The following is a 21,563-nucleotide window of genomic DNA, read 5'->3' as shown; positions in this document are numbered from 1 at the left end:
CTGTGACAACGCCGTCGCGAACGGGCAGACGGGACCGTACCCACTACCTCTACATCGCCGTCATCGCCGCCGTGCTGCTCGGCATCGCGGTCGGTTTCGCCGCGCCCGGCGTGGCCGTGGAGCTCAAGCCCATCGGCAAGGGCTTCGTCAATCTGATCAAGATGATGATCTCCCCGGTCATCTTCTGCACCATCGTGCTGGGCATCGGATCGGTGCGGAAGGCGGCGAAGGTCGGCGCGGTCGGCGGACTGGCCCTCGGCTACTTCCTCGTGATGTCGACCGTCGCGCTCGGCATCGGCCTGCTCGTCGGCAATGTGCTGGAGCCCGGCGCGGGGCTCCACGTGACCGAGGCGGCGCGCGCCGCGGGCGAGCAGCAGGCGGCGGGGGCGAGCGAGAGCACCGTGGACTTCCTCCTCGGCATCATCCCCACCACGCTGGTCTCCGCCTTCACCGAGGGCGAGGTGCTCCAGACGCTGCTGGTGGCGCTGCTCGCCGGCTTTGCGCTCCAGGCGATGGGAGCGGCGGGCGAGCCCGTGCTGCGCGGCATCGGCCATGTCCAGCGGCTCGTCTTCCGTATCCTCGCCATGATCATGTGGGTGGCGCCGGTCGGCGCGTTCGGCGCGATCGCGGCGGTCGTCGGCGAGACCGGTCTCGATGCGCTGAAGTCGCTCGCGGTCATCATGATCGGCTTCTATCTCACCTGCGCGGTCTTCGTCTTCGTGGTGCTCGGGGCGCTGCTGCGGCTGGTCGCCGGGGTGAATCTGTTCTCGCTGCTGCGCTATCTGGGGCGGGAGTTCCTGCTGATCCTGTCCACGTCGTCGTCCGAGTCGGCGCTGCCGCGGCTGATCGCGAAGATGGAACACATGGGCGTGAGCAAGCCGGTCGTCGGCATCACCGTCCCCACCGGCTACTCCTTCAACCTCGACGGCACGGCGATCTATCTGACGATGGCCTCGCTGTTCATCGCCAATGCGATGGGCGACCCGCTGTCCGCGTCCGAGCAGATCTCGCTGCTGGTCTTCATGGTCATCGCCTCCAAGGGTGCGGCGGGCGTGACCGGCGCGGGCCTGGCGACGCTCGCCGGCGGGCTGCAGTCGCACCGGCCCGAACTGGTCGACGGCGTGGGGCTGATCGTCGGCATCGACCGCTTTATGAGCGAGGCGCGGGCGCTGACGAACTTCGCGGGCAATGCCGTGGCCACGGTGCTCGTCGGCACCTGGACGAAGGAGATCGACAAGGAGCGGGCGGCGGATGTCCTGGCGGGGCGGGTGCCGTTCGACGAGAAGACGCTGGTGGACGACGGCCACGACGGCCACGACGGCCACGGCGGCCGCGGCGGCCCGGCGGCGGATGCCGCGGGGGTCCCGGAGGCCGGGGAGCCGGAGCAGCAGCCCGCGCCCGCGAAGGTCTGAACCGGATCCGGGCTTCCTCGCGTCGCGACCGTACCGCCGGTAACCGGAACGTGTCATCGTATGGGCCGCTCCAGTCATGGCATGCCCATCACCAAGCACGGGAAGGGACGGCCCCCATGTGGCGCAGAACGCGTCCTCCGGCACCGCTCGCGCTCACTCTCACTCTCACGCTCACCCTCACGCTCGCCCTCGGCTCGCTGACCGCCCCGGCCTCCACGGCCGCGGACGGACCGGCGGCCGGGGGCGGGCTGCGCGATGTCGTCATCGTAGGCAACAGCGCCGACGGCACCGTCAGCTTCATCGACGCCCACACCTACGACAACCTCGGCTCCCTCGACGTCATCCCCGACCTCGACGAGGTGCTGAACGGGATGGGCCCGATCCGGCGCGCCGCGTACGAGATCGTCAAACAGCAGGCGGGCGGCGACAAGTTCGTCGACGACGCCCATCTCGCGCCCGACGGCGCCACGCTGTATGTCTCCCGCGGCAACCTGGGCGACGCGGCGGCGTACGACGTCGCCAGCGGCCGGCAGCTCTGGCGCACCCACCTCGACGGCTTCAAGGCCGACCATGCCGCGCTCTCCCCGGACGGCCGGACCTTCGTCGTCTCGGCCATCACCGCCGCCAAGTCCCAGACGCTGGACACGGCGACGGGCCGGATCACCGGCTCGTTCCCGACCGGCACCTATCCGCACGAGAACGTCTACTCCGCGGACGGCTCCCTCATCTACAACATGTCCATCGGCGTCACCTCGCTCCCCAAGGCCCTTAACTTCCTCAAGGGCGCCAAGCAGGTGACGGTCGCGGACGCCCGCACGCTCAAGGTCGTACGGAGATACAGCTTCGACCACGGCGTCCGCCCGTCCGTGATCACCCCGGACGGCAAGACGATGTACGCCCAGCTGTCGTACCTCAACGGCTTCATCGAGTACGACCTGGAGCGCGGGCGCACGGTCCGCACGGTCCGGATGCCCTTCAGCGAGGCGGGCGCGCGGCTCAAGCCGGACGACTATCCGCAGAACTCGGCCCACCACGGCATGGCCATGAACGCGGCCGGCGACAAGCTGTGCATGGCGGGCACCATCGACGACTACACGGCGATCGCCTCCCGCCCCTCCCTGACGACGGACGGCTTTGTGCACTACCCCGAGGGCTCGCTGCCGTACTGGTCCGTCACCGGCCCCGACGGCCGGCACTGCTTTGTGACGCTGTCCAACCGGGACGAGGTGTCCGTGATCGACTACGCGACGGCAGAGGAGGTCGCCCGGGTCGAGGTCGGCGACTTCCCCCAGCGCGAACGCGCGGGCAGGGTCGCAAAGGAGGCCCTGAACGGGCTCAGCCGCCCCTGACACAGGGCTTCTCCTGGTCGCCGCGCGCAGCGGGTCCGGCGGCGGCGACCAGGAGCGTGCCGCTCAGCCGAAGGGGATGCGGACGTACGACAGGTTGCCGGTCCCGAGCGTGCTCGGTCCGCTGCCGATCGCGCTCCAGACCTCGATCCGCACCCGGCCGCCCGTCAGATCGCCATGCGAGCCGGTGGCGGACTTCAGCCCCCGCGCCTGCGTATAGTGCTCATAGCCCGGCACTGGATCGGTGGCGAAGTAGTGGTACGTCTCCGTCCGGTCCCAGGTCCCGTCGCCGGTACGGTCATAACTCACCCTGATCTGCTGGCCGTTGGCGACCGTCGACCCCGCGTCCACCAACAGGTCGAACTCCGTGGAGCCGCCGCTGTACGCACGGGTGATCCCGGAAGCCGTGAACACCCGCGGACTGTGCGGACTGCCGTCGTGGTTCGCCCCGCCCGCGGAGGCGAGGCTCACCGCGGAACCGGAGCCCGCCGCATCGCCTGCCGCGCCCCCGGGCCGCAGATACAGCTGGGACGATCCGCCGGGCGGCGGGGTGGTGCCGCCCCCGCCCCTGGTCCAGACGGCGACATAGTCCACGAGCATCGCATGCCCGGGCGCCGTCGCCGCGGTCGGCGTCCTGCCGCCCAGCGCATCCGGGAAGGCACCGCCGATCGCGACGTTGAGCAGAATGAAGTAGCCCGCGTGGTCCGTCATGTTCGCCCAGGTCGTGGCGTCGAACCGGCTCTGGTCGAGGCTGTGGTAGAGCTGTCCGTCCACATACCAGCGCAGTTCGCTGGGGGACACGGACCGGTCCCACTCGAAGCGGTACGTGTGGAACGCCGACTGGCAGCTTGCGCCGGGGCAGACGCGGCTGGCGCCGAGCCCGCTGGTCTCATTGCACGGCCCGCCGGGGTTGACGCCGCAGTGCAGCACGCCCCAGACGGAGTTGAGGCCGTTGACGTTCTCCATGATGTCGAACTCGCCGATGGACGGCCAGTTCCAGTAATCGCCCCGGTACGGGGAGCCCAGCGCCCAGAACGCGGGCCAGTAGCCGAGGGCGGCGTCCCCGGTCACGTTCGGCATCTGTATCCGCCCCTCGATGCGCAGCGTGCCGCCCGCGGGGGCCTTGAAGTCCGCCCGCCGCGTCTCGATCCGCGCCGAGGTCCAGTTGCCCGCTCCGTCCCGGAGCGGGGTGATGCGCAGCCGGCCGTTCCCGTCATGGCTGATGTTGTCGGGACTGGCGGTGTAGTTCTGGACCTCGCCCGTGCCCCAGTTGGCGGGCCCTCCCGGATAGGAGTGGCCGGTGTCGATCTGCCAGTCCGCGGCCGAAGGGAGCGTGCCGTCCGCTCCGTCGAAGTCGTCGCTCCACTGCAGGGTCCACCCGGGCGCGGGCGGCGGCACATCCCCACGCGCGGCCCCGGCCCCGCCGCCCACGGCGGCGATCCCGGCGAGAACGACGGCCAGGACGGCCAGCAGGGAGACGGCCGGGGCCGTGCGGCGCGGGGCGCAGGCGTGGGTGCGGGTGCTGGTGTGGTGTGTGTTGCGCTGGATGCGGCTCGTACTCAAGGAACACCTCCGGACGGATGGAGCCGAGGCGGGGGGTTTGAGAGCGCTCTCACTGTTTTCTAGATGGAGGCAGATCCCCCGTCAATCCCCGTGCCGTGTTAAGCCCTTGAACACGCGCGCTGTCTGCCGGGTTGCGCAGTCTCCGCATTCGCCTGCCGATGCCTTGTCCCGCTTGGGAGACTGCTCGCCATGCCGCACTCTCGTCAGACCGCTTGTGTCCTTGTGTCTCTGTGCGCCGGGGCGGTGGTGCTGGTCGGCTGTTCCGGCCCGTCGGGCTCTTTGAGGGGCACACCGTCGGGAGCCGACGCCGCCCGGAGCGCCGCCGCGGAAGCCTCCGGCGCGGCCGACGGCAGCCGGTCGGCCGTGACCTTCGCCGCCCGGCAGCCGGCGACGGCCGACGCGGTGCGGACGACCGCGGAACGGCTCAAGCGGCGTGCCGACGCACTGGGGATGGCCGGTGTACGGGTCAGGGCGGAGGGCGGCTCCATCACCGTCACCGGTCCCAGCTCCGACGAGGAGCGCCTGAAGCAACTGGGAGCCGCCGGGGAGCTGCACTTCCGGCCGGTGCTGGCGGTGGCCCCTGGGTCTGCGCTCCCCGCCGACCGCTCCACCGACTCCTCCGCCGACTCCGCCGCCGCCCCCTCTGCCGACCGTCCCGCCGACAGCCCCGCCGTTCCCTCCGCGAACACCTCGTCGGAGCCCAGCGCCGCGCTTCAGGCGGAGTTCGCGGCGCTGGACTGCTCCGGCGACCGCCCGCGCGCCGACGCCGGCCGGCGCGCCGGCGCACAGGACTCCATCGCCGCCTGCGGCGCCGAAGGCGGGACGCCGCCGGGCGAGGCCCTGAAGTATCTGCTGGGTCCGGCCGCCCTGGACGGCTCCGGCATCAGCTCGGCCGAGGCCGCCCTGGATGCCCAGGGCACGGCGCGCTGGGTCGTCCAGCTGGCCTTCAGCCCCGCGGGCACGCGGAAGTTCGCCGACATCACCGGAGATCTCGCCGCCCGCTCCTCGCCGCAGAACCAGTTCGCCATCGTCCTCGACGGCGAGGTCGTCTCCGCACCGGCCGTCAACATGAGACTCGGCGGCGGCAATGCCGAGATCTCCGGGACGTTCACGCGCCGGTCCGCCGAGGAACTCGCCGCCACCCTGAATTCCGGTTCCCTTCCCGCGGAGTTGGAGATCACCAGCCTCGTCCGGATCGGCGAACCGTAGGCCGGGCCGCGCCAGGCCCGTCTTCTGCGCGCCCCGGGGGCCGACGGCGGGAGGAGGCGGCAGGGGCGGCATGATGGGCTGCGCGCCGCCGCAGCCCATGTGCCGACAGGAGCCCCTGAGATGTCCGACCGCGTCCGCCCTGCCCTTCTCCGCGTGTTCGCCGCGGTGGTGGTGTGCGGTGTGCTCGCAGGGGCCGTGGGCGGATGCTCCGCGTCCGGCGGCGAGCGCGCCGATGTGCCGGACGGGTCCTCCGCCGCCGCGCCGACCGCGACCGCGACCGCTGCCGAGCCCGGGGCCGAGCCCGGGGCCGGAGCCCCGGCCGGCGCCAGGCCGCCGACCGCAGCCGGTACGGCGGCCCCGGCCCAGGCCCCGACCGCTTCGGGGAAGCCGACCGAGGCCCGCACCCCGGCCGGGGCGGGCAAGCCGGTGCTGCCCGAGGCCGGCATCGCCTTCGACTACCAGATCGGCGGCCCCTACGCCCCACCGCCCGGTGTACGCGCGGTCTCCCGCGACCGCGCCGCGAAGCCCGCGCCCGGGCTGTACAACATCTGCTACGTCAACGCTTTCCAGGCCCAGCCTGACGCCACCGGCTGGTGGCAGGCCCGCCACCCCGACCTGCTGCTCCGTGACGCCGCCGGTGCACTGGTCGTCGACGGAGACTGGGACGAGGCCCTCCTTGACATCTCGACCCCCGCCAAGCGCGAGCGGCTCGCCCGGATCGTGGGGGAGTGGATCGACGGCTGTGCCGCCTCCGGCTACCAGGCCGTCGAGGCCGACAACCTCGACTCGCACGAGCGGTCCAGGGGGCTCCTCACGGCTGAACACGACCTCGCCTTCGGGAAGCTGCTCGTCGCGCGGGCCCACGCCGCCGGTCTGGCGATCGGCCAGAAGAACGCCGCCGAACTGGCAGGCCGGGGACGGAGCATCGGATTCGATTTCGCGGTCGCCGAGGAGTGCGGACAGTACGACGAATGCGGTGCCTACGCGGACGCCTTCGACGACCGGGTCTTCGTCATCGAGTACCAGACGGCGGGCCTTGCCGCCGCCTGCGAGACCTGGGGCGACAGGCTCTCGGTGGTCCTGCGCGACCTGGACGTCGCCCCGGCCGGGGAAGCCGCGTACGCCCGCCGTACCTGCTGATCTGCCCGGCGTTCCGAACTGCCGCACACAAAAACCCCGGCTCCGCATTGGCGGCCGGGGTTCTTCTCTGGGTATATTGAGTGGTTCCGCTTTATGTGCGCATAAACAATACGGTTAACCAACTCCGCATAATATACCGCGTCAGGAGCTGAATTGTCAAACGACGAATTGCAGCAGGAACAGCAATTCATCTCCCTGCTCCACGAGCGTCTCGACACGCTTCGTGAGCAGGCCGAGTCCGCCCTCCGGCAGGCCGTCGCGCAGGTCGGCACGGGACGCCAGGCACGGGTCGAGCGGGATGTCGTCACCGCGGAGCACTCCGCGAGATTCGCCTCCCTGAACGTCGCGGACACCGGTCTCTGCTTCGGACGCATCGACCGCCGCGACGGACGCACCCACCACATCGGGCGCATCGGCATCCGCGCCGACGACAGCGAACGGACACCCCTGCTCATCGACTGGCGCGCGCCCGTCGCGCGGCCGTTCTACCTCGCCACCGGGTATGAGCCGATGGGGCTGCGCCGCCGCCGGCACATCACCACCGAGGGGCGGACCGTCACCGGACTGCATGACGAGATCCTCGACCTCGACGACGACACCCGCACCGGATACGAGTCCCGTAACGCCGACGAGGTGCTGCTCGCCGCGCTGAACTCCGCCCGCACCGGCCGCATGGGCGACATCGTGCAGACCATCCAGGCCGAACAGGACCGCATCATCCGCGCCCCGCACCACGGCGTGCTGGTCGTCGAGGGCGGTCCGGGCACCGGGAAGACCGCGGTGGCGCTGCACCGGGCCGCGTATCTGCTCTACGCGCACCGGGAGCAGCTCGCCAAGCGCGCCGTGCTGATCGTCGGGCCCAACCCGGCTTTCCTCAGCTACATCGGCGAAGTGCTGCCCTCGCTCGGCGAGACGGGTGTGCTGCTGGCCACGGTGGGCGAGCTGTTCCCCGGCGTGCGCGCCGAGGGCGTCGACAGCCAGCGGGCCGCGGAGGTCAAGGGGCGCGCGGAGATGGCCGAGGCGCTGGCCGCGGCCGTACGCGACCGGCAGCAGGTGCCCGAGCGAGGGTCGCCGCTGGTCATCCCGCACGACGACGGCGATCTCGTCCTCGACTGGGACATGGCGCTCGAAGCCCGGCACAAGGCCCGCGAGACCGGGCTGCCGCACAATCTCGCCCGCCCGCACTTCGCGTTCCGGATCATCGACGCGCTGACCGAGCAGCTGGCCGACCGCATCGGCGAGGACCCGTACGGCGGGCCCAACTTCCTCGGCCCCGACGACATCGCCCAGCTCGCGAAGGGCATCGCCGCGAGCAGCGAGGTGCATGCCGCGATCGACGAGCTGTGGCCCCTGCTCACCCCGCAGGAGTTCCTCGCCGACTACCTCGCCGAACCGGCGCATCTCTCCGACGCGGACGCGGAAACGATCCGCCGCGCCGCCGCGAGCCCCTCCGGCCCCTGGACGCCCGCCGATGTGCCGCTGCTCGACGAGGCCGCCGAGCTCCTCGGCGCGGACGACTCCGCCGCCCGCGCCGCCGCGGAGGCCGAGCGCCAGCGGCGGATCGCCTATGCGCAGGGCGTGCTCGACGTCTCGTACGCCTCCCGCACCTATGAGTTCGAGGACAAGGAGGAGCTCGACAAGGACGCCTCCGAGGTCCTCAGCGCGCATGACGTCATCGACGCCGAGCGGATGGCCGACCGGCACGAGGAGGCCGACACCCGCAGCGCCGCGGAGCGCGCCGCGGCCGACCGCACCTGGGCGTTCGGGCACATCATCGTGGATGAGGCGCAGGAGCTGTCCGCGATGGCCTGGCGGCTGCTGATGCGGCGCGCCCCGACCCGCTCCATGACGCTCGTCGGCGACCCGGCGCAGACCGGCGACGCGGCCGGCAGCAGCTCCTGGCAGCACATCCTCGGTCCGTACGTCGAGGACCGCTGGGAGCTGGCCAGGCTCGGCGTCAACTACCGCACCCCCACCGAGATCATGGACCTCGCGGCGGAGCTGAGGCGCGCCGCGGACCCCGGCTTCGAGCCGCCGCGCTCGGTGCGGTCGACGGGGGTACGGCCCTGGGAGACGGCGGTCTCCCCGGGCAAGCTGCCCCACGCCGTCGCCGAACGCGTCGCCGGCGCCCCGCGCGAAGGCCGCCTCGCCGTGATCGCCCCGCCCGCCCTGCACCCCGCACTGCGCGAGGCCCTGTCCGCCGCGCTGCCCGACGTCCCCTTCGAGGGCCCCCTCGACCTCACCCGCCCGGTCGTCCTGATCGACCCCCGCCAGGCGAAGGGCCTGGAATTTGACACGGTGGTGGTCGTCGACCCGCACGGCATCCGCACGGCCGTCCCGCACGGCGAGAACGACCTGTATGTGGCGCTGACCAGAGCAACGCAGCGGCTGGGGCTGGTCCGGATGGAAGCGGAGGGCTAGCTGCGATCCCAGCGCGCCACGCCCGCGATCCCAGGGCGTCACGCCCGCCGGGGCTGACCGCGACGTGGTGGCCGGGCCCGGGCCCCGGGCGGGGGCGCGTCATGACGGGCGGAGCCAGAGGGTTGCGAGGGGCGGCAGGGTCAGCTGGATGCTGTGGCGGCGGCCGTGGCAGGGGGTGTCGTCCGGCTTCAGGGGGTCCGGGTTGGTCACGTCGCCGCCGCCGTAGCGTGCGGCGTCCGTGTTGAGGACCTCCGCCCAGGCCGTCGGCTCGGGCGGCACGCCGAGGCGGTACTCATGGCGCACCACGGGGGAGAAGTTGCTCACCGCGAGCAGCGGCGCGCCGTGGGCGTCGAAGCGGAGGAAGGCGAAGACGTTGTCCTCGGCCGCGTCGCCGTCGACCCAGGCGAAGCCCTCGGGCGTGGTGTCGCGTTGCCAGAGCGCGGGCGTGCCCGCGTAGAGCGTGTTGAGGTCGCGGACCAGGTCCCGCACGCCCCGGTGGTCCGGCTCCGCCGCGTACGAGGGGTCGAGCAGCCACCAGTCGGGCCCGTGGCTCTCCGACCACTCCGCGCCCTGGGCGAACTCCTGGCCCATGAAGAGCAGCTGCTTGCCGGGGTGCGCCCACATGAAGCCCAGATACGCGCGGTGGTTGGCGCGCTGCTGCCACCAGTCGCCGGGCATTTTGCTGACCAGCGCCTGCTTGCCGTGGACCACCTCGTCGTGGGAGATCGGCAGGATGTAGTTCTCGCTGTACGCGTACACCATCGAGAAGGTCATCTCGTTGTGGTGGAACTTGCGGTGCACCGGCTCGTGCGCGACATAGCCCAGCGAGTCATGCATCCAGCCCATGTTCCACTTCAGGCCGAAGCCGAGGCCGCCGAAGCCGCCGGGGCCCGCATGGTGGGTCGCGCGGGTCACGCCGTCCCAGGCGGTGGACTCCTCCGCGATGGTGACGACGCCCGGGCAGCGGCGGTAGACGGTGGCGTTCATCTCCTGGAGGAAGGCCACCGCGTCCAGGTTCTCCCGGCCGCCGTGTTCGTTCGGCGACCACTCGCCGTTCTCGCGTGAGTAGTCGAGGTACAGCATCGAGGCGACGGCGTCCACCCGCAGCCCGTCGATATGGAACTCCTCGCACCAGTACGCGGCGTTCGCCACGAGGAAGTTGCGCACCTCTTTGCGGCCGTAGTCGAACTCCAGCGTGCCCCAGTCGGGGTGCGACGCCCGGACCGGGTCCTGGTGCTCGTACAGCGGGCGGCCGTCGAACTGGGCGAGCGCCCAGTCGTCGCGCGGGAAGTGGGCCGGCACCCAGTCCATCAGCACGCCGACGCCCGCCCGGTGCAGCGCGTCGACGAGGTGTCTGAAGTCGTCCGGCGTGCCCAGCCGGGCGGTGGGCGCGTAGAAGCCCGTGATCTGGTAGCCCCAGGAGCCGCCGAAGGGATGCTCGGCGAGCGGCATGAACTCCACATGGGTGAAGCCGAGGTCCTTGACGTACGCGGGCAGCTGCGCGGCCAGCTGGCGGTAGGTCAGACCGGGCCGCCAGGACGGCAGATGGACCTCGTAGACCGAGAACGGCGACTCGTGCACCGGACGGTCGCCGCGGTGCGCCATCCACTCCTCGTCATGCCACACATGGTGGGACTCGGTCACGATCGAGGCGGTGGCGGGCGGGGCCTCCGTGCGCCGGGCCATCGGGTCGGCGCGCAGGGTGTGCGAGCCGTCCGGGCGGGTGATGTCGAACTTGTACAGCGCTCCCTCGCCCACGCCCGGCAGGAACAGCTCCCACACCCCGCTGGAGCCCAGGGAGCGCATGGGGAAGCCGGTGCCGTCCCAGTAGTTGAAGTCCCCGGCGATCCGCACCCCGCGGGCGTTGGGCGCCCATACCGTGAAGCGGGTGCCGGTCACGCCCTGGTGCGCCATCGGCTGGGCCCCCAGCGCCTTCCACAGCTCCTCGTGGCGGCCCTCGCCGATCAGATGCAGATCCAGTTCGCCCAGGGCGGGCAGAAAGCGGTACGGGTCATGGACCTCGATCTCGTGTGTGCCGCTGCCACCTTCGCCGTCGTACGCCACGACCAGCCGGTATTCGGGGACGGCGCGCAGCGGCAGCACTCCGGAGAACAGACCGTCGCCGTCCTCGTGCAGCGCGGCGCGCAGCCCCTTGGCGAGCACGGTCACCGAGCGTGCGTAGGGGCGCAGCACCCGCAGCTCCACCCCGCCGCGCACGGTGTGCGCGCCGAGCAGGGCGTGCGGATCGTGGTGGGCGCCGTGCAGCAGCCGCTGCCGGTCCTCCTCCGGGAGCGGCCGGGCGGGACGCACGCCATGGCTGCCGCGCTGCTTCGACGCTCGGGCGGGCGGCTGCTTTCCGCGCTGTGCCCTGGGTGCGTCGGCGGAACCGGGGGACGGGGGACGAGGGGTCACGGGGGCAGCCTCCTGGAAGGGATGCGGGGCGGGGAGGGAAGGGGCGTCAGGGGGTGAGAGCGGCGGCCAGGCGGTCGATCGCCGCCATGGGCACCGGCAGCCAGTCGGGGCGGTGTCTGGCCTCGTACACCGCCTCGTACACCGCCTTGTCCGTCTCGTACGCGCGCAGCAGCTCCATTTCCAGACGCGGGTCCGCGCCGCTGACCTCGGCGTAGCCCTCGCAGTAGGCGTCGCGGCAGCGCTCGGCCCAGTCCGGGTTCCAGGGGCGGTGGGTGCGGGCGGCGTAGTCGAAGGAGCGGAGCATTCCGGCGACGTCGCGCACCGCGGGCTGCGGGCGGCGGCGTTCGGTGAGCGGCCGCGCGGGCTCGCCCTCGAAGTCGATGACCGACCAGTGCCCGTCGCCGGCCGGCCGCTGCCGGGTCCCGGGGCCGCCGTCCGGCGCACCGGTGAGCGCCGGGCCGGGCGCCGCCTCCCGCGCGCCGCGCAGTATCTGACCGAGGTGCAGATCGCCGTGTACGCGCTGGGCGCACCAGACCCGGCCCCGCCGGCCGAGCTCCGCGACCGCCTCGAACGCGGTGCGCAGCCGCGGCACATACGGCGTCAGCGCGGGCACCGCCTCCGCCGCCGCGTCCAGCCGTCTGCGCATCGCCGCGGCGAGCTGCTCGGTCTGCGGCCGGTGCAGGGTCACTGTCGGCAGCTCGCCCGCCAGCGCCTGGTGCACCTCGGCGGTGACCCGGCCCAGCGCCCGTGCCTCCGCCGTGAACGGCTCCCCTTCGGCCAGCGCCTTGAGCGCCAGCACCCAGGCGTCCTGCGAGCCCCGCAGAAACGGCTGGAGCACCCCCAGGGTGTACGGCTCCGGGGTATGGGCCTCGTACCAGGCGACGGGGGCGGGGGCCCGGCCGCACCCGGCGCGGGCGAGTGCGAGCGGCAGCTCCAGATCCGGGTTGGGGCCGGGGTGGACACGGCGGAACAGCTTGAGGATGTAGGCGTCGCCGTATACCAGGGAGGTGTTGGACTGCTCGGCGTCCAGCGGGCGCGGGGCGAGCCCGCCGGGGACGGCGGGCGTGCCGTCGAAGCGGTCGAAGCGCAGCGGTCCGAGGGCGCCGGGGGCGCGCAGCCGTTCCAGCAGCAGTTCCGCGAGCCGGGGATCGTGCAGACCTTCGTATACGGTCCGTCCGGCGAGCGGTCCGCTGGCCAGATGGCCGATCAGCGCGGGGGCGAGATGCGGCGGCAGGGTCTGTCGCACTCCGAGGAAGAGCTGATAGCAGTCGTCGGGTGACTGGCGGCGGCGGCCGGCGCCGGAGGATGTCCGCTCGTGCTGCCGGGTCTCGTGCTGCCGGAACTCCTGTTCCCGGGGCTCCTGCTGTCTGACCCGCAGCAGCAGATGGAGCAGCCCCGCGCCGGGCCCGTCCGCGGGCAGCAGCTCGGTCGCCGAGACCAGCGAGAAGCCGGTGACCGGGCGGCCCTTGCCCGCGTACCACCGCTGCCGGGGGAGCCAGCGGTGCAGCAGCGGGGCGAGTGAGGCGATGAGGGCGACGTGGGCGACATGGGCGACGGGGGTCCGGGAGGATGCACCCTCCGACATGGCATCGCGTCCTTTCCCCGGGATACACCCTAAAAGTGCTGCATGCGCAGAGTGTCCCGGATTGCAGCAGTGGCTGTCCGGCGGCGCGCGGGGGTGAGGGGGAGAGTGCCCCCGCCGGGGCGGCGGAAACCGCCCCGGCGGGGACATCACTCCCATCGGCGGATGCGTCTGGGTATGTCGCGATGGCGAGTGAGGCGCCCCGCCCCGTCAGGACGGCGTCGAAGCCGCCGCCGCGTCCTTCCGCAGCCGGAACCAGTAGAAGCCGTGACCCGCCAGGGTCAGCAGATACGGCCACTGGCCGATGGCCGGGAAGCGCACGCCCCCGATCAGCTCCACGGGGTGGTGGCCGTTGAACCGGCGCAGATCCAGCTCCGTCGGCTGCGCGAACCGCGAGAAGTTGTTCACGCACATCACCAGGTCGTCCTTGAATTCCCGCAGGAAGGCCAGGACGGACGGGTTCGACGACGGCAGCTCGCTGTACGAGCCGAGCCCGAAGGCCGGGTTCTGCTTGCGGATCTCGATCATCCGGCGGGTCCAGTGCAGCAGTGAGGACGGCGAGGCCATCGCCGCCTCCACATTGGTGACCTGGTAGCCGTAGACCGGGTCCATGATGGTCGGCAGATACAGCCGTCCGGGGTCGCAGGAGGAGAAGCCGGCGTTTCTGTCCGGGGTCCACTGCATCGGGGTGCGCACCGCGTCCCGGTCGCCCAGCCAGATGTTGTCGCCCATCCCGATCTCGTCCCCGTAGTAGAGGATCGGGGAGCCGGGCAGCGACAGCAGCAGCGCCGTGAACAGCTCGATCTGGTTGCGGTCGTTGTCCAGCAGGGGCGCGAGTCGCCGGCGGATGCCGATGTTGGCCCGCATCCGCGGGTCCTTGGCGTACTCCGCGTACATATAGTCGCGCTCTTCGTCGGTGACCATTTCGAGGGTCAGCTCGTCGTGGTTCCGCAGGAAGATGCCCCACTGGCAGTTCTTGGGGATCGCCGGGGTCTTGGCGAGGATTTCGGAGACGGGGTAGCGGGATTCACGCCGTACGGCCATGAAGATGCGCGGCATCACCGGGAAGTGGAACGCCATATGGCATTCGTCGCCGCCCGCCGCGTAGTCGCCGAAGTAGTCGACGACGTCCTCGGGCCACTGATTGGCCTCGGCGAGCAGCACCGTGTCCGGGTAGTGGGCGTCGATCTCCTTGCGGACCCGCTTGAGGAAGGCGTGGGTGGCGGGGAGGTTCTCGCAGTTGGTGCCCTCCTGCTGGTAGAGATACGGCACCGCGTCCAGCCGGAAGCCGTCGATGCCCAGGTCCAGCCAGAAGCGCAGCGCCGAGATGATCTCCTCCTGCACCGCCGGGTTCTCGTAGTTGAGATCGGGCTGGTGGGAGAAGAAGCGGTGCCAGTAGTACTGCTTGCGCACCGGGTCGAAGGTCCAGTTCGACGTCTCGGTGTCGACGAAGATGATCCGGGCGCCCTCGTACTGCTTGTCGTCGTCCGCCCAGAGGTAGTAGTCGCCGTAGGGCCCGTCCGGATTGGTGCGGGACTCCTGGAACCACGGGTGCTGGTCGCTGGTGTGGTTCATCACGAAGTCGATGATCACGCGCATGCCGCGCTGGTGGGCCGCGTCCACGAACTCCACGAAGTCGGCGAGGTCGCCGAAGTCCGGCAGTACGGAGGTGTAGTCCGCCACATCGTAACCGCCGTCCCGCAGCGGTGACTTGAAGAAGGGCGGCAGCCACAGGCAGTCCACGCCCAGCCACTGGAGATAGTCCAGTTTGGCGGTGATGCCCTTGAGGTCGCCGATGCCGTCGCCGTTGCTGTCCTGGAAGGAGCGGACAAGGACCTCGTAGAAGACGGCCCGCTTGAACCAGTCGGGATCGCGGTCCTTGGCCGGGGTGTCCTCGAACGTGTCGTGGACGGGCTCATTGACGATCATGATGTGGGTGACCCTCCGATCGGCGGGGACGGTCGCAGAACGAGGATGTGCGCTGGCGTGATGCCCGGCTCGAGGCGCACATAGTTGGTTCTGCCCCAGTGATAGGTCTCGCCGGTGAGCTCGTCGCGCACCGGCGCGCTCTCGTGCCAGTCGAGGCCGATGCGCGGCATGTCCAACGAGACCGTGGCCTCCTGGGTGTGGTGCGGGTCCAGGTTGGCGACCACCAGGACCACGTCGGAGCCCGGGTCTGACGGGCGTCCGCAGTGCTTCGAGTACGCGATCACCTGGTCGTTGTCGACGTCGTGGAAGGTGAGGCCGCGCAGCTGCTGGAGGGCCGGATGGCGGCGGCGTACGCGGTTGAGCCGGGTGATCAGCGGGGTGATGGTGCGTCCCTCCCGCTCGGCCGACTCCCAGTCACGGGGCCGCAGTTGGTACTTCTCCGAGTCGAGGTACTCCTCACTGCCCTGTCTGAGCGGGGTGTTCTCGCACAGCTCGTATCCGGCGTACATGCCCCAGGACGGCGACAGCGTCGCCGCGAGCACCGCCCGCACCTCGAAGGCGGGCCGGCCGCCCTGCTGGAGGTAGGCGTGCAGGATGTCCGGGGTGTTCACAAAGAAATTGGGGCGCATATGGGCGGCCGCGTCGCCGGACAGCTCGGTCAGGTACTCGGTCAGCTCCGCTTTGGTGTTGCGCCAGGTGAAGTACGTGTACGACTGCTGGAATCCGATCGCGGCCAGCGTGTGCATCATCGCAGGGCGGGTGAACGCCTCCGCCAGGAAGATCACATCGGGGTCGGTGCGGTTGATCTCCCCGATGACCTTCTCCCAGAAGACGACGGGCTTGGTGTGCGGATTGTCCACCCGGAAGATCCGCACCCCGTGGCCCATCCAGAAGCGCAGCACGCGCAGCGTCTCCTCGACGAGCCCCGGCATATCGGCGTCAAAGGCGATCGGATAGATGTCCTGGTACTTCTTCGGCGGATTCTCGGCATAGGCGATGGAGCCGTCGGCCCTGCGGTGGAACCACTCGGGATGCTTCAGCACCCAGGGGTGGTCGGGGGAGCACTGGAGCGCGAAGTCCAGGGCGACCTCCATACGCAGCGAGCGGGCCGCCAGCACGAAGTGGTCGAAGTCCTCCAGGGTGCCGAGGTCCGGGTGGAGCGCGTCATGGCCGCCCTCGGGCGAGCCGATCGCCCAGGGCACGCCCACATCGTGCGGCCCCGCCGAGAGGGAGTTGTTGGGGCCCTTGCGGTGTGTGGCGCCGATGGGGTGGACCGGGGGCAGATAGACGACGTCAAAGCCCATCGCGGCGATCGCGGGGAGCCGTTCGGCGGCGGTGCGCAGCGTGCCGGAGACCGGCGGGCGGCCGTCGTCGGCGACGACCGCGCCCTCGGAGCGGGGGAACATCTCGTACCAGGAGCCGTACAGCGCCCGCTTGCGCTCCACGAGCAGCGGCAACGCGGGGGAGGAGGTGACCAGTTCGCGCAGCGGATGGCGGTCGAGGGCGGCGCGGGCGCCGGGGGCCAGCGCGGCGGCGAGCCGGGCCGCGGCCGGCCGGCTCTCGTCGCGCAGCGCGTCCACGGCGGCGAGCACGGCTTCCCGGCCGTCCTTCTTGGGCACCCCGGCGGCCGCCCGCTCGTACAGCTCGGCGCCCTCCGCCAGCACCAGCGCGGTGTCGATCCCGGCGGGGATCTTGATCTGGGCGTGCTGCCGCCAGGTGGCGACCGGGTCGCTCCATCCTTCGACGGCATAGGTCCACAGGCCCTCGGAGTCCGCGGCGACCTCCGCGCCGTAGCGGTCGGTGCCCGGCGCGAGCTCCCGCATCGGGGTGAAGGGGCCGGGCCGTCCGCTGGGGTCGCGCAGCACGACATTGGCGGCGACGGCGTCATGGCCCTCGCGGAATACGGTGGCGGTCACCTGGAAGGTCTCGCCCGTCACCGCCTTGGCGGGTCGTCGTCCGCAGTCGACGAGGGGGCGGACGTCCAGGACGGGGATGCGGCCGATCATGGGGTTCACGACATCACCTGAGGGCAGTGCGGGCAGAACGGATTGGGCCGTTTGCGTCGTTTTACTGAATCTTTGGGTGCTGGTTCTTTGTAGCTGCTCGGTCGTCGACTGGCGGGCTGCGGGCATGGCCGCTCCTGTCCGCGTTCACTCGGCTGGGCGGTAAGAAATGCTCAGAGGGATGCGCTCGCCTGCGTACGTACCGGATGAGCCTTCCCACGCCCGGCGGGTGGGCAATCCGGTGGTCGGGGTGACTGCCTGTCCGGTGCTGTCGTCCTGTGCTGCCGGTGCTCCGAGAGACATTTGCACCACACCGGCGTACGCGCCAGAGGCCCCGCAAAAGGTCGGACCACGCGGAAAGGGGCGGCACGACGGCCGCCCCTGCTGCTTCGCTCCCGCTCCGGTCGGGTGTTCCTGCCGTGCGCCCCGCTCAGGGCGCCGCGCCCCAGCTGGGCTCCCCGCGTCCCGCGCGCACCGCGCCCCAGCTGGGCTCCGGATGCGCGGCGGTCCGACGGCGGGAGCTGATGCCGGTGGTGTGCGTCATGCGTGTCGTACCTGCCATGCCTGTCGTACCTGTCGTACCTGTCATGCCTGCCATGCCGTTTGAACCTCGTCTGAATCCTCTTGGCGCTTGCCTTCCTCCGGCGGTCACGGCTGTCCGCCGGCCCACATATGCCAGGGCTGGGCGGCCACCCACGCCGCCGCCGGCAGCGGCTTCACCGACAGGGCCGCCGCCGTCTCCCCGTCGTCACCCGCCATCAGGTCCGGCTCCACGCCGCTGGCCATGTAGTGGTAGAGCCCCGCCACCCCGCACGCCGACGGAGCGCCGATCACCTGGGCCAGGCTCTGCTCGAAGACCGCGGGCTCCAGCGGCACATAGCGCACCTCGCGCGCCAGCCCCTCGCCGAAGGCGGCCGCCAGCTCCTCGCCCGTCAGCGTCCGGCTGCCGCCGATGTCGAAGGCGCGGCCCGCCACGCCGTCCACCGTGAGCGCCGCGTACACCGTCTCCGCCAGATCGCGGTGCGACATCCAGGAGACCGGCGCGTTTGCCGGCAGCGGATAGGCGAGCACGCCCTCGTCGACGAGGGCCGGGCCGTTCCACGGGCTGAAGAGGTTGTCCAGGTAGACCGACGGCCGTACGACGACCAGCTCCACCTCGCTCTGGGCGAGGCTCTCGCGGAACACGGTCTCGGCGAGCCGGCGGGTCTCGAAGGCCGCGACATTGGTCGTACGGTCCGGGATGCGGGTGTTGGCGTTGTAGACCACCCGGCCCACCCCGGCCTCCCGGGCCGCTTTCGCGATGTGCTGGGCGTACGTCATGACCCTCTCGGCCTCGTACACCAGAGGCAGCACCACGGCGGCGTGCGTGGCCTTCTCGAAGAGGGCGCGGACGTCGTCGTAGCGCCCCAGATCGCCCGGCGCGATGGTCACGCCCGGGATCTCCGGGCGGTCCGCCTCCGGCCTGCGGCTGATGGTACGGACCCGGTGGCCCCGCTCGGCCAGCAGACGGGCCGTCGCGCCGCCCTGGAATCCGGTCGCGGCCACGACCGCGACCCGCATCGGAATGTGATCGGACATTTGTCTGAAGAGCCCTTCGATAGGGTGTGGCTGCTGCCGTGAACGGCTCTTCCAGGCTCGCGTCGGCGGCTTCGGCCGATCAATTAACAAACCGGGGCGGAGGTTGAAGGATCGTCCAATGGACTCCACGGACAGCAAAGGCGACAGCGGCCTCGGCGACGACCTCCTCAGTGAACTGCTGAAACCGCTGCGGCTCACAGGGGTGTTCGACAGCCGCTGGCATGTGCGCGCACCCTGGGCCATCGAGGGCGACGCCGAGCAGAGCTGCGCCGTCCTCCACTACATCACCGAGGGCGGCTGCTGGATCACCGGCGAGGACCAGGCGCCCATCGAACTGACGACGGGTGACCTCGCCCTCTTCCCCACCGGCACCGCGCACCGGCTCGCCGACCGGCCCGAACGGCACGGCGGCGTCGCGCTCGCCGCCGTCCTTCCCGAACGGGCGCCGGGCACCTCGGGAGAGATCAGGATCGAGGGGACGGGACCGGAGAGCCGCATCCTGTGCGCCGGGCTGCACTACGACGCGAGCGCCGCCACCGGCCTGTACAAGGCGCTCCCCTGGGCGCTGGTGCTCGACCGCTCCCAGGTCGACAAGGAGCCGCTGCTGCGCGACACGCTGCGGCTGCTGGCCGCCACCGACCGGCCCACCGGACCGGGCGACCGGCTGATCACCCTGCGCACCTTCGAGATGGCGCTGGTGCTGGCGCTCCGCCCGCTGCTGCGTGAACTGGCCGAAAACCCCTCCTCGCTGCCCATGCTCGCCAACCCCGGCATCAGCAAGGCGATGGTCATCATCGCCACGCGTTTCGCGGAGCCCTGGACGATCGATTCGCTCGCCCGGGAGGTCGGGATGTCGCGGTCGGCGTTCACCGCCGCGTTCCGCGAACTGGTCGGCGAAGCCCCAGCCCGGCACCTGACCGGGCGGCGGATGCAGGAGGCGGCCCGGCTGCTCGGCGAGACCTGTCTGCCGCAGTCGGCGGTGCCGGAGCGGGTGGGCTACCAGAGCGCCGTCGGCTTCCATCTGGCGTTCCGCAAATGGTTCGGGATGACTCCGGGCGAGTACCGCTCACAGAGCCTCACCGCGGCATGAGCGGGCAGCGGACTGGCCGGTTCTTAATCACCGCTGGACGGTCGTTCATTGCCCCGTGTCATGGCCGGAAGCGAGGCTCGGCATCAGCCGGGAGCCGGTGTCACCGGGGCCGCGGCGGCCTCGGGGGGCCATGGAGAACTGAGAGAGGGAGGGACGTTGACCAGGTCTGGTCAGGAGTACCTCGAATCGCTGCGTGACGGGCGCGAGGTGTGGCTCGACGGCGAACGTGTCGAGGACGTCACCCGCCATGCCGCGTTCCGCAACACCGCGGCGTCCATCGCCCGCCTGTACGACCTGGCGCACTCCTCCGGGCATCGGGCGCGGCTCGCCCCGGACGGGGTGCACCGGGCCTTCGCCGTGCCCCGCTCGTACGAGGACCTCGTCGCCCGGCGCGAGGCGTACAAGGTGTGGGCGGAGGCGAGCTTCGGCTTCCTGGGGCGCACGCCCGACTATATGGCGGGCGGCGCGGCCGGTTTCGCGGCCGCGCCCGGTGTGTTCACGACCGATGCCTTCGACGGCGCGGACAACGCCCTGGCGTACTGGCGGCGGCTCGCCGAAGGCGACCTGTACGCGACCTTCACCCTGGCCAATCCGCAGACCGACCGGACCAGACCGGCCTCCGAGCAGGAGGAGGACGATCTGGTGGTGCGGGCGGTCGCCGAGAAGGACGGCGGGGTCGTCGTCCGCGGCGCGAAGATGATCGGCACGGCCTCGGCCTTCGGCAACGAGGTCATCGTCGGCACGATCGAACCGCTGCCGCCGCAGGACGTCGACCACGCGCTGTGCTTCTCGATACCCCTCGACACCCCGGGTCTGAAGCTGCTGTCGCGCACGTCGTACGAAGCGCAGGCGCGCAGTGTCTACGACAACCCGCTGTCGTCGCGCTTCGACGAGAACGACGCGCTGCTCATATGCGACGACGTCTTCGTGCCGTGGGAGCGGATGCTGACGTACCGGAACGTCGACACCACCTTCCGGATGTGGTGGCGGACGCCCGCGTACGTCAACTTCGTCCATCAGGCGGCCACCCGCTTCTGGACCAAGCTGGAATTCCTCACCGGGATCGCGATCCTGCTGACGAAGGCGAACAACACCTACCAGCTGCCGCCGGTGACCCAGGCGATCGGACGCCTGATGGGGAAGGTCGCGCAGGCCAAGGCGTTCGTGCTGGCGGCGGAGGCGTCGTACGAGCAGGTGGACGGCGGGTCCGCCGGGTCCGGCGCCGCCGGGGGGTCCGGCGGGGTGATGCCGGGCAAGGAGATCTCCTTCGCCCAGCGCATCATGGCCGGAGAGCTCTACCCGCAGGCCGTCCAGGAGATCAGGACGCTGGCGGGCGGCGGCCTCATCCAGCTCCCCGCCTCCGGCGAGGACCTGCTCCACCCGGAACTCGGCCCGCTGGTGCGCAAGTACATCCGCTCGCCCGGCCATCCGGCCGAGGACCGCGTCAAACTGCTCAAACTGGCCTGGGACGCGCTGGGCTCGGAGTTCGCCGGCCGCCATGAGCAGTACGAGCGCTTCTACCACGGCGCGCCGCACGTCTATCTGATGCAGCAGGCGTGGGAGGGGGACACCGCCGCATGCGAGGAGCTGGCCCGCTCCTGCCTCGACGGCTACGCCCTGACGCGCCGTGACGCGGGCGGCGAAGGCGCGGTCCGGTGAGGGGCCGCCGGGAAGCCGCGCGACTGACCCCGCCAGCCCGCCGGGCCGAGTCGGCCCGCCGGGCTGAGACGGCCTCCGCCGAGGGGGGTCGCCGGGCTGAGTCGGCCCGCCGGGCTGAGCCGATCCGCCGGGCCGAGACGGCCCCCGCCGAGGGGGGTCGCCGGGCTGAGCCGATCCGCCTGGCTGAGCCGGCCCGCCAGGCCGAGCCGACCCGCCGGG

14 protein-coding genes are annotated in these 21,563 nt (G+C 71.4%); 7 read left to right on the top strand and 7 right to left on the bottom strand.

Annotated features, from left to right (window positions below; all coding sequences use genetic code 11):
• Window positions 1–2 precede the first annotated feature (2 nt).
• Together OF819_RS17300 and OF819_RS17295 are read left to right on the top strand one after the other, a co-directional pair.
• Window positions 3–1,412, top strand: coding sequence for a cation:dicarboxylate symporter family transporter (locus OF819_RS17300; RefSeq protein ID WP_267244543.1), 1,410 nt, complete (start codon window positions 3–5; stop codon window positions 1,410–1,412).
• Window positions 1,413–1,528: 116 nt separating this feature from the next.
• Window positions 1,529–2,761, top strand: coding sequence for a YncE family protein (locus tag OF819_RS17295; RefSeq protein ID WP_267244455.1), 1,233 nt, complete (start codon window positions 1,529–1,531; stop codon window positions 2,759–2,761).
• Window positions 2,762–2,824: 63 nt separating this feature from the next.
• Here the strand turns inward: OF819_RS17295 and OF819_RS17290 are convergent, their stop codons facing one another.
• A complete protein-coding gene (locus tag OF819_RS17290) occupies window positions 2,825–4,231 on the bottom strand; it encodes a glycoside hydrolase family 16 protein (protein WP_267244542.1) in 1,407 nt (468 codons plus the stop codon).
• Between the two features lie 279 nt (window positions 4,232–4,510).
• Between OF819_RS17290 and OF819_RS17285 the strand changes: the two genes are divergently transcribed.
• The 3 genes from OF819_RS17285 (at window position 4,511) to OF819_RS17275 (ending at window position 9,091) form a co-directional block, all read left to right on the top strand.
• Window positions 4,511–5,530: a SecDF P1 head subdomain-containing protein gene (locus OF819_RS17285; protein WP_267244454.1), complete on the top strand. Its 1,020-nt coding sequence runs from the start codon at window positions 4,511–4,513 to the stop codon at window positions 5,528–5,530.
• 120 nt (window positions 5,531–5,650) lie between these two features.
• The gene (locus OF819_RS17280) at window positions 5,651–6,670 is read left to right on the top strand and encodes an endo alpha-1,4 polygalactosaminidase (protein ID WP_267244453.1); all 1,020 of its coding nucleotides are present in this window, start codon (window positions 5,651–5,653) and stop codon (window positions 6,668–6,670) included.
• A 153-nt stretch (window positions 6,671–6,823) separates the two neighbouring features.
• A complete protein-coding gene (locus tag OF819_RS17275) occupies window positions 6,824–9,091 on the top strand; it encodes a HelD family protein (protein WP_267244452.1) in 2,268 nt (755 codons plus the stop codon).
• Between the two features lie 99 nt (window positions 9,092–9,190).
• On the opposite strand, the gene glgB is transcribed toward OF819_RS17275, so the two are convergent.
• The 6 genes from glgB to OF819_RS17245 all read right to left on the bottom strand — a co-directional run bounded on the left by glgB (window position 9,191) and on the right by OF819_RS17245 (window position 18,595).
• Window positions 9,191–11,503 (bottom strand): 1,4-alpha-glucan branching enzyme, encoded by a 2,313-nt coding sequence (gene glgB, locus OF819_RS17270; protein ID WP_267244451.1) that lies wholly within the window; start codon window positions 11,501–11,503, stop codon window positions 9,191–9,193.
• A 46-nt stretch (window positions 11,504–11,549) separates the two neighbouring features.
• A complete protein-coding gene (locus OF819_RS17265; protein ID WP_267244450.1) occupies window positions 11,550–13,088 on the bottom strand; it encodes a maltokinase N-terminal cap-like domain-containing protein in 1,539 nt (512 codons plus the stop codon).
• Between the two features lie 207 nt (window positions 13,089–13,295).
• Window positions 13,296–15,014 (bottom strand): maltose alpha-D-glucosyltransferase, encoded by a 1,719-nt coding sequence (gene treS / locus OF819_RS17260; RefSeq protein WP_267244449.1) that lies wholly within the window; start codon window positions 15,012–15,014, stop codon window positions 13,296–13,298.
• Window positions 15,011–17,020 (bottom strand): alpha-1,4-glucan--maltose-1-phosphate maltosyltransferase, encoded by a 2,010-nt coding sequence (locus tag OF819_RS17255; protein ID WP_267244541.1) that lies wholly within the window; start codon window positions 17,018–17,020, stop codon window positions 15,011–15,013. Before OF819_RS17255 ends, treS begins: the two co-directional genes overlap by 4 nt.
• A gap of 427 nt (window positions 17,021–17,447) precedes the next feature.
• The gene (locus OF819_RS17250) at window positions 17,448–17,579 is read right to left on the bottom strand and encodes a hypothetical protein (RefSeq protein WP_267244448.1); all 132 of its coding nucleotides are present in this window, start codon (window positions 17,577–17,579) and stop codon (window positions 17,448–17,450) included.
• A gap of 86 nt (window positions 17,580–17,665) precedes the next feature.
• Window positions 17,666–18,595, bottom strand: a complete 930-nt coding sequence (locus OF819_RS17245; protein ID WP_267244447.1) for an SDR family oxidoreductase — start codon at window positions 18,593–18,595, stop codon at window positions 17,666–17,668.
• Between the two features lie 118 nt (window positions 18,596–18,713).
• On the opposite strand from OF819_RS17245, the gene OF819_RS17240 reads away from it, so the two are divergent.
• Window positions 18,714–19,685 (top strand): AraC family transcriptional regulator, encoded by a 972-nt coding sequence (locus OF819_RS17240; RefSeq protein ID WP_267244446.1) that lies wholly within the window; start codon window positions 18,714–18,716, stop codon window positions 19,683–19,685.
• 156 nt (window positions 19,686–19,841) lie between these two features.
• Entirely contained in the window at window positions 19,842–21,344 is a 1,503-nt protein-coding gene (locus OF819_RS17235) for a 4-hydroxyphenylacetate 3-hydroxylase family protein (protein WP_267244445.1), read from the top strand.
• Window positions 21,345–21,563: the final 219 nt, after the last annotated feature.

It is taken from the genome of Streptomyces sp. PR69, assembly GCF_026420845.1.
Classification (GTDB): Bacteria; Actinomycetota; Actinomycetes; order Streptomycetales; family Streptomycetaceae; genus Streptomyces.
This window is presented reverse-complemented; position numbering and strand designations above follow the sequence as displayed.

What these genes read in the sequence shown, in the direction of transcription:
- OF819_RS17295 (WP_267244455.1), top strand. Translation starts at nt 1,529, where the DNA reads ATGTGGCGCAGAACGCGTCCTCCGGCACCGCTCGCGCTCACTCTCACT.
- OF819_RS17285 (WP_267244454.1), top strand. Translation starts at nt 4,511, where the DNA reads ATGCCGCACTCTCGTCAGACCGCTTGTGTCCTTGTGTCTCTGTGCGCC.
- OF819_RS17280 (WP_267244453.1), top strand. Translation starts at nt 5,651, where the DNA reads ATGTCCGACCGCGTCCGCCCTGCCCTTCTCCGCGTGTTCGCCGCGGTG.
- OF819_RS17265 (WP_267244450.1), bottom strand. Translation starts at nt 13,088, where the DNA reads ATGTCGGAGGGTGCATCCTCCCGGACCCCCGTCGCCCATGTCGCCCAC.
- treS (WP_267244449.1), bottom strand. Translation starts at nt 15,014, where the DNA reads ATGATCGTCAATGAGCCCGTCCACGACACGTTCGAGGACACCCCGGCC.
- OF819_RS17255 (WP_267244541.1), bottom strand. Translation starts at nt 17,020, where the DNA reads ATGATCGGCCGCATCCCCGTCCTGGACGTCCGCCCCCTCGTCGACTGC.
- OF819_RS17250 (WP_267244448.1), bottom strand. Translation starts at nt 17,579, where the DNA reads ATGGCAGGTACGACACGCATGACGCACACCACCGGCATCAGCTCCCGC.
- OF819_RS17245 (WP_267244447.1), bottom strand. Translation starts at nt 18,595, where the DNA reads ATGTCCGATCACATTCCGATGCGGGTCGCGGTCGTGGCCGCGACCGGA.
- OF819_RS17240 (WP_267244446.1), top strand. Translation starts at nt 18,714, where the DNA reads ATGGACTCCACGGACAGCAAAGGCGACAGCGGCCTCGGCGACGACCTC.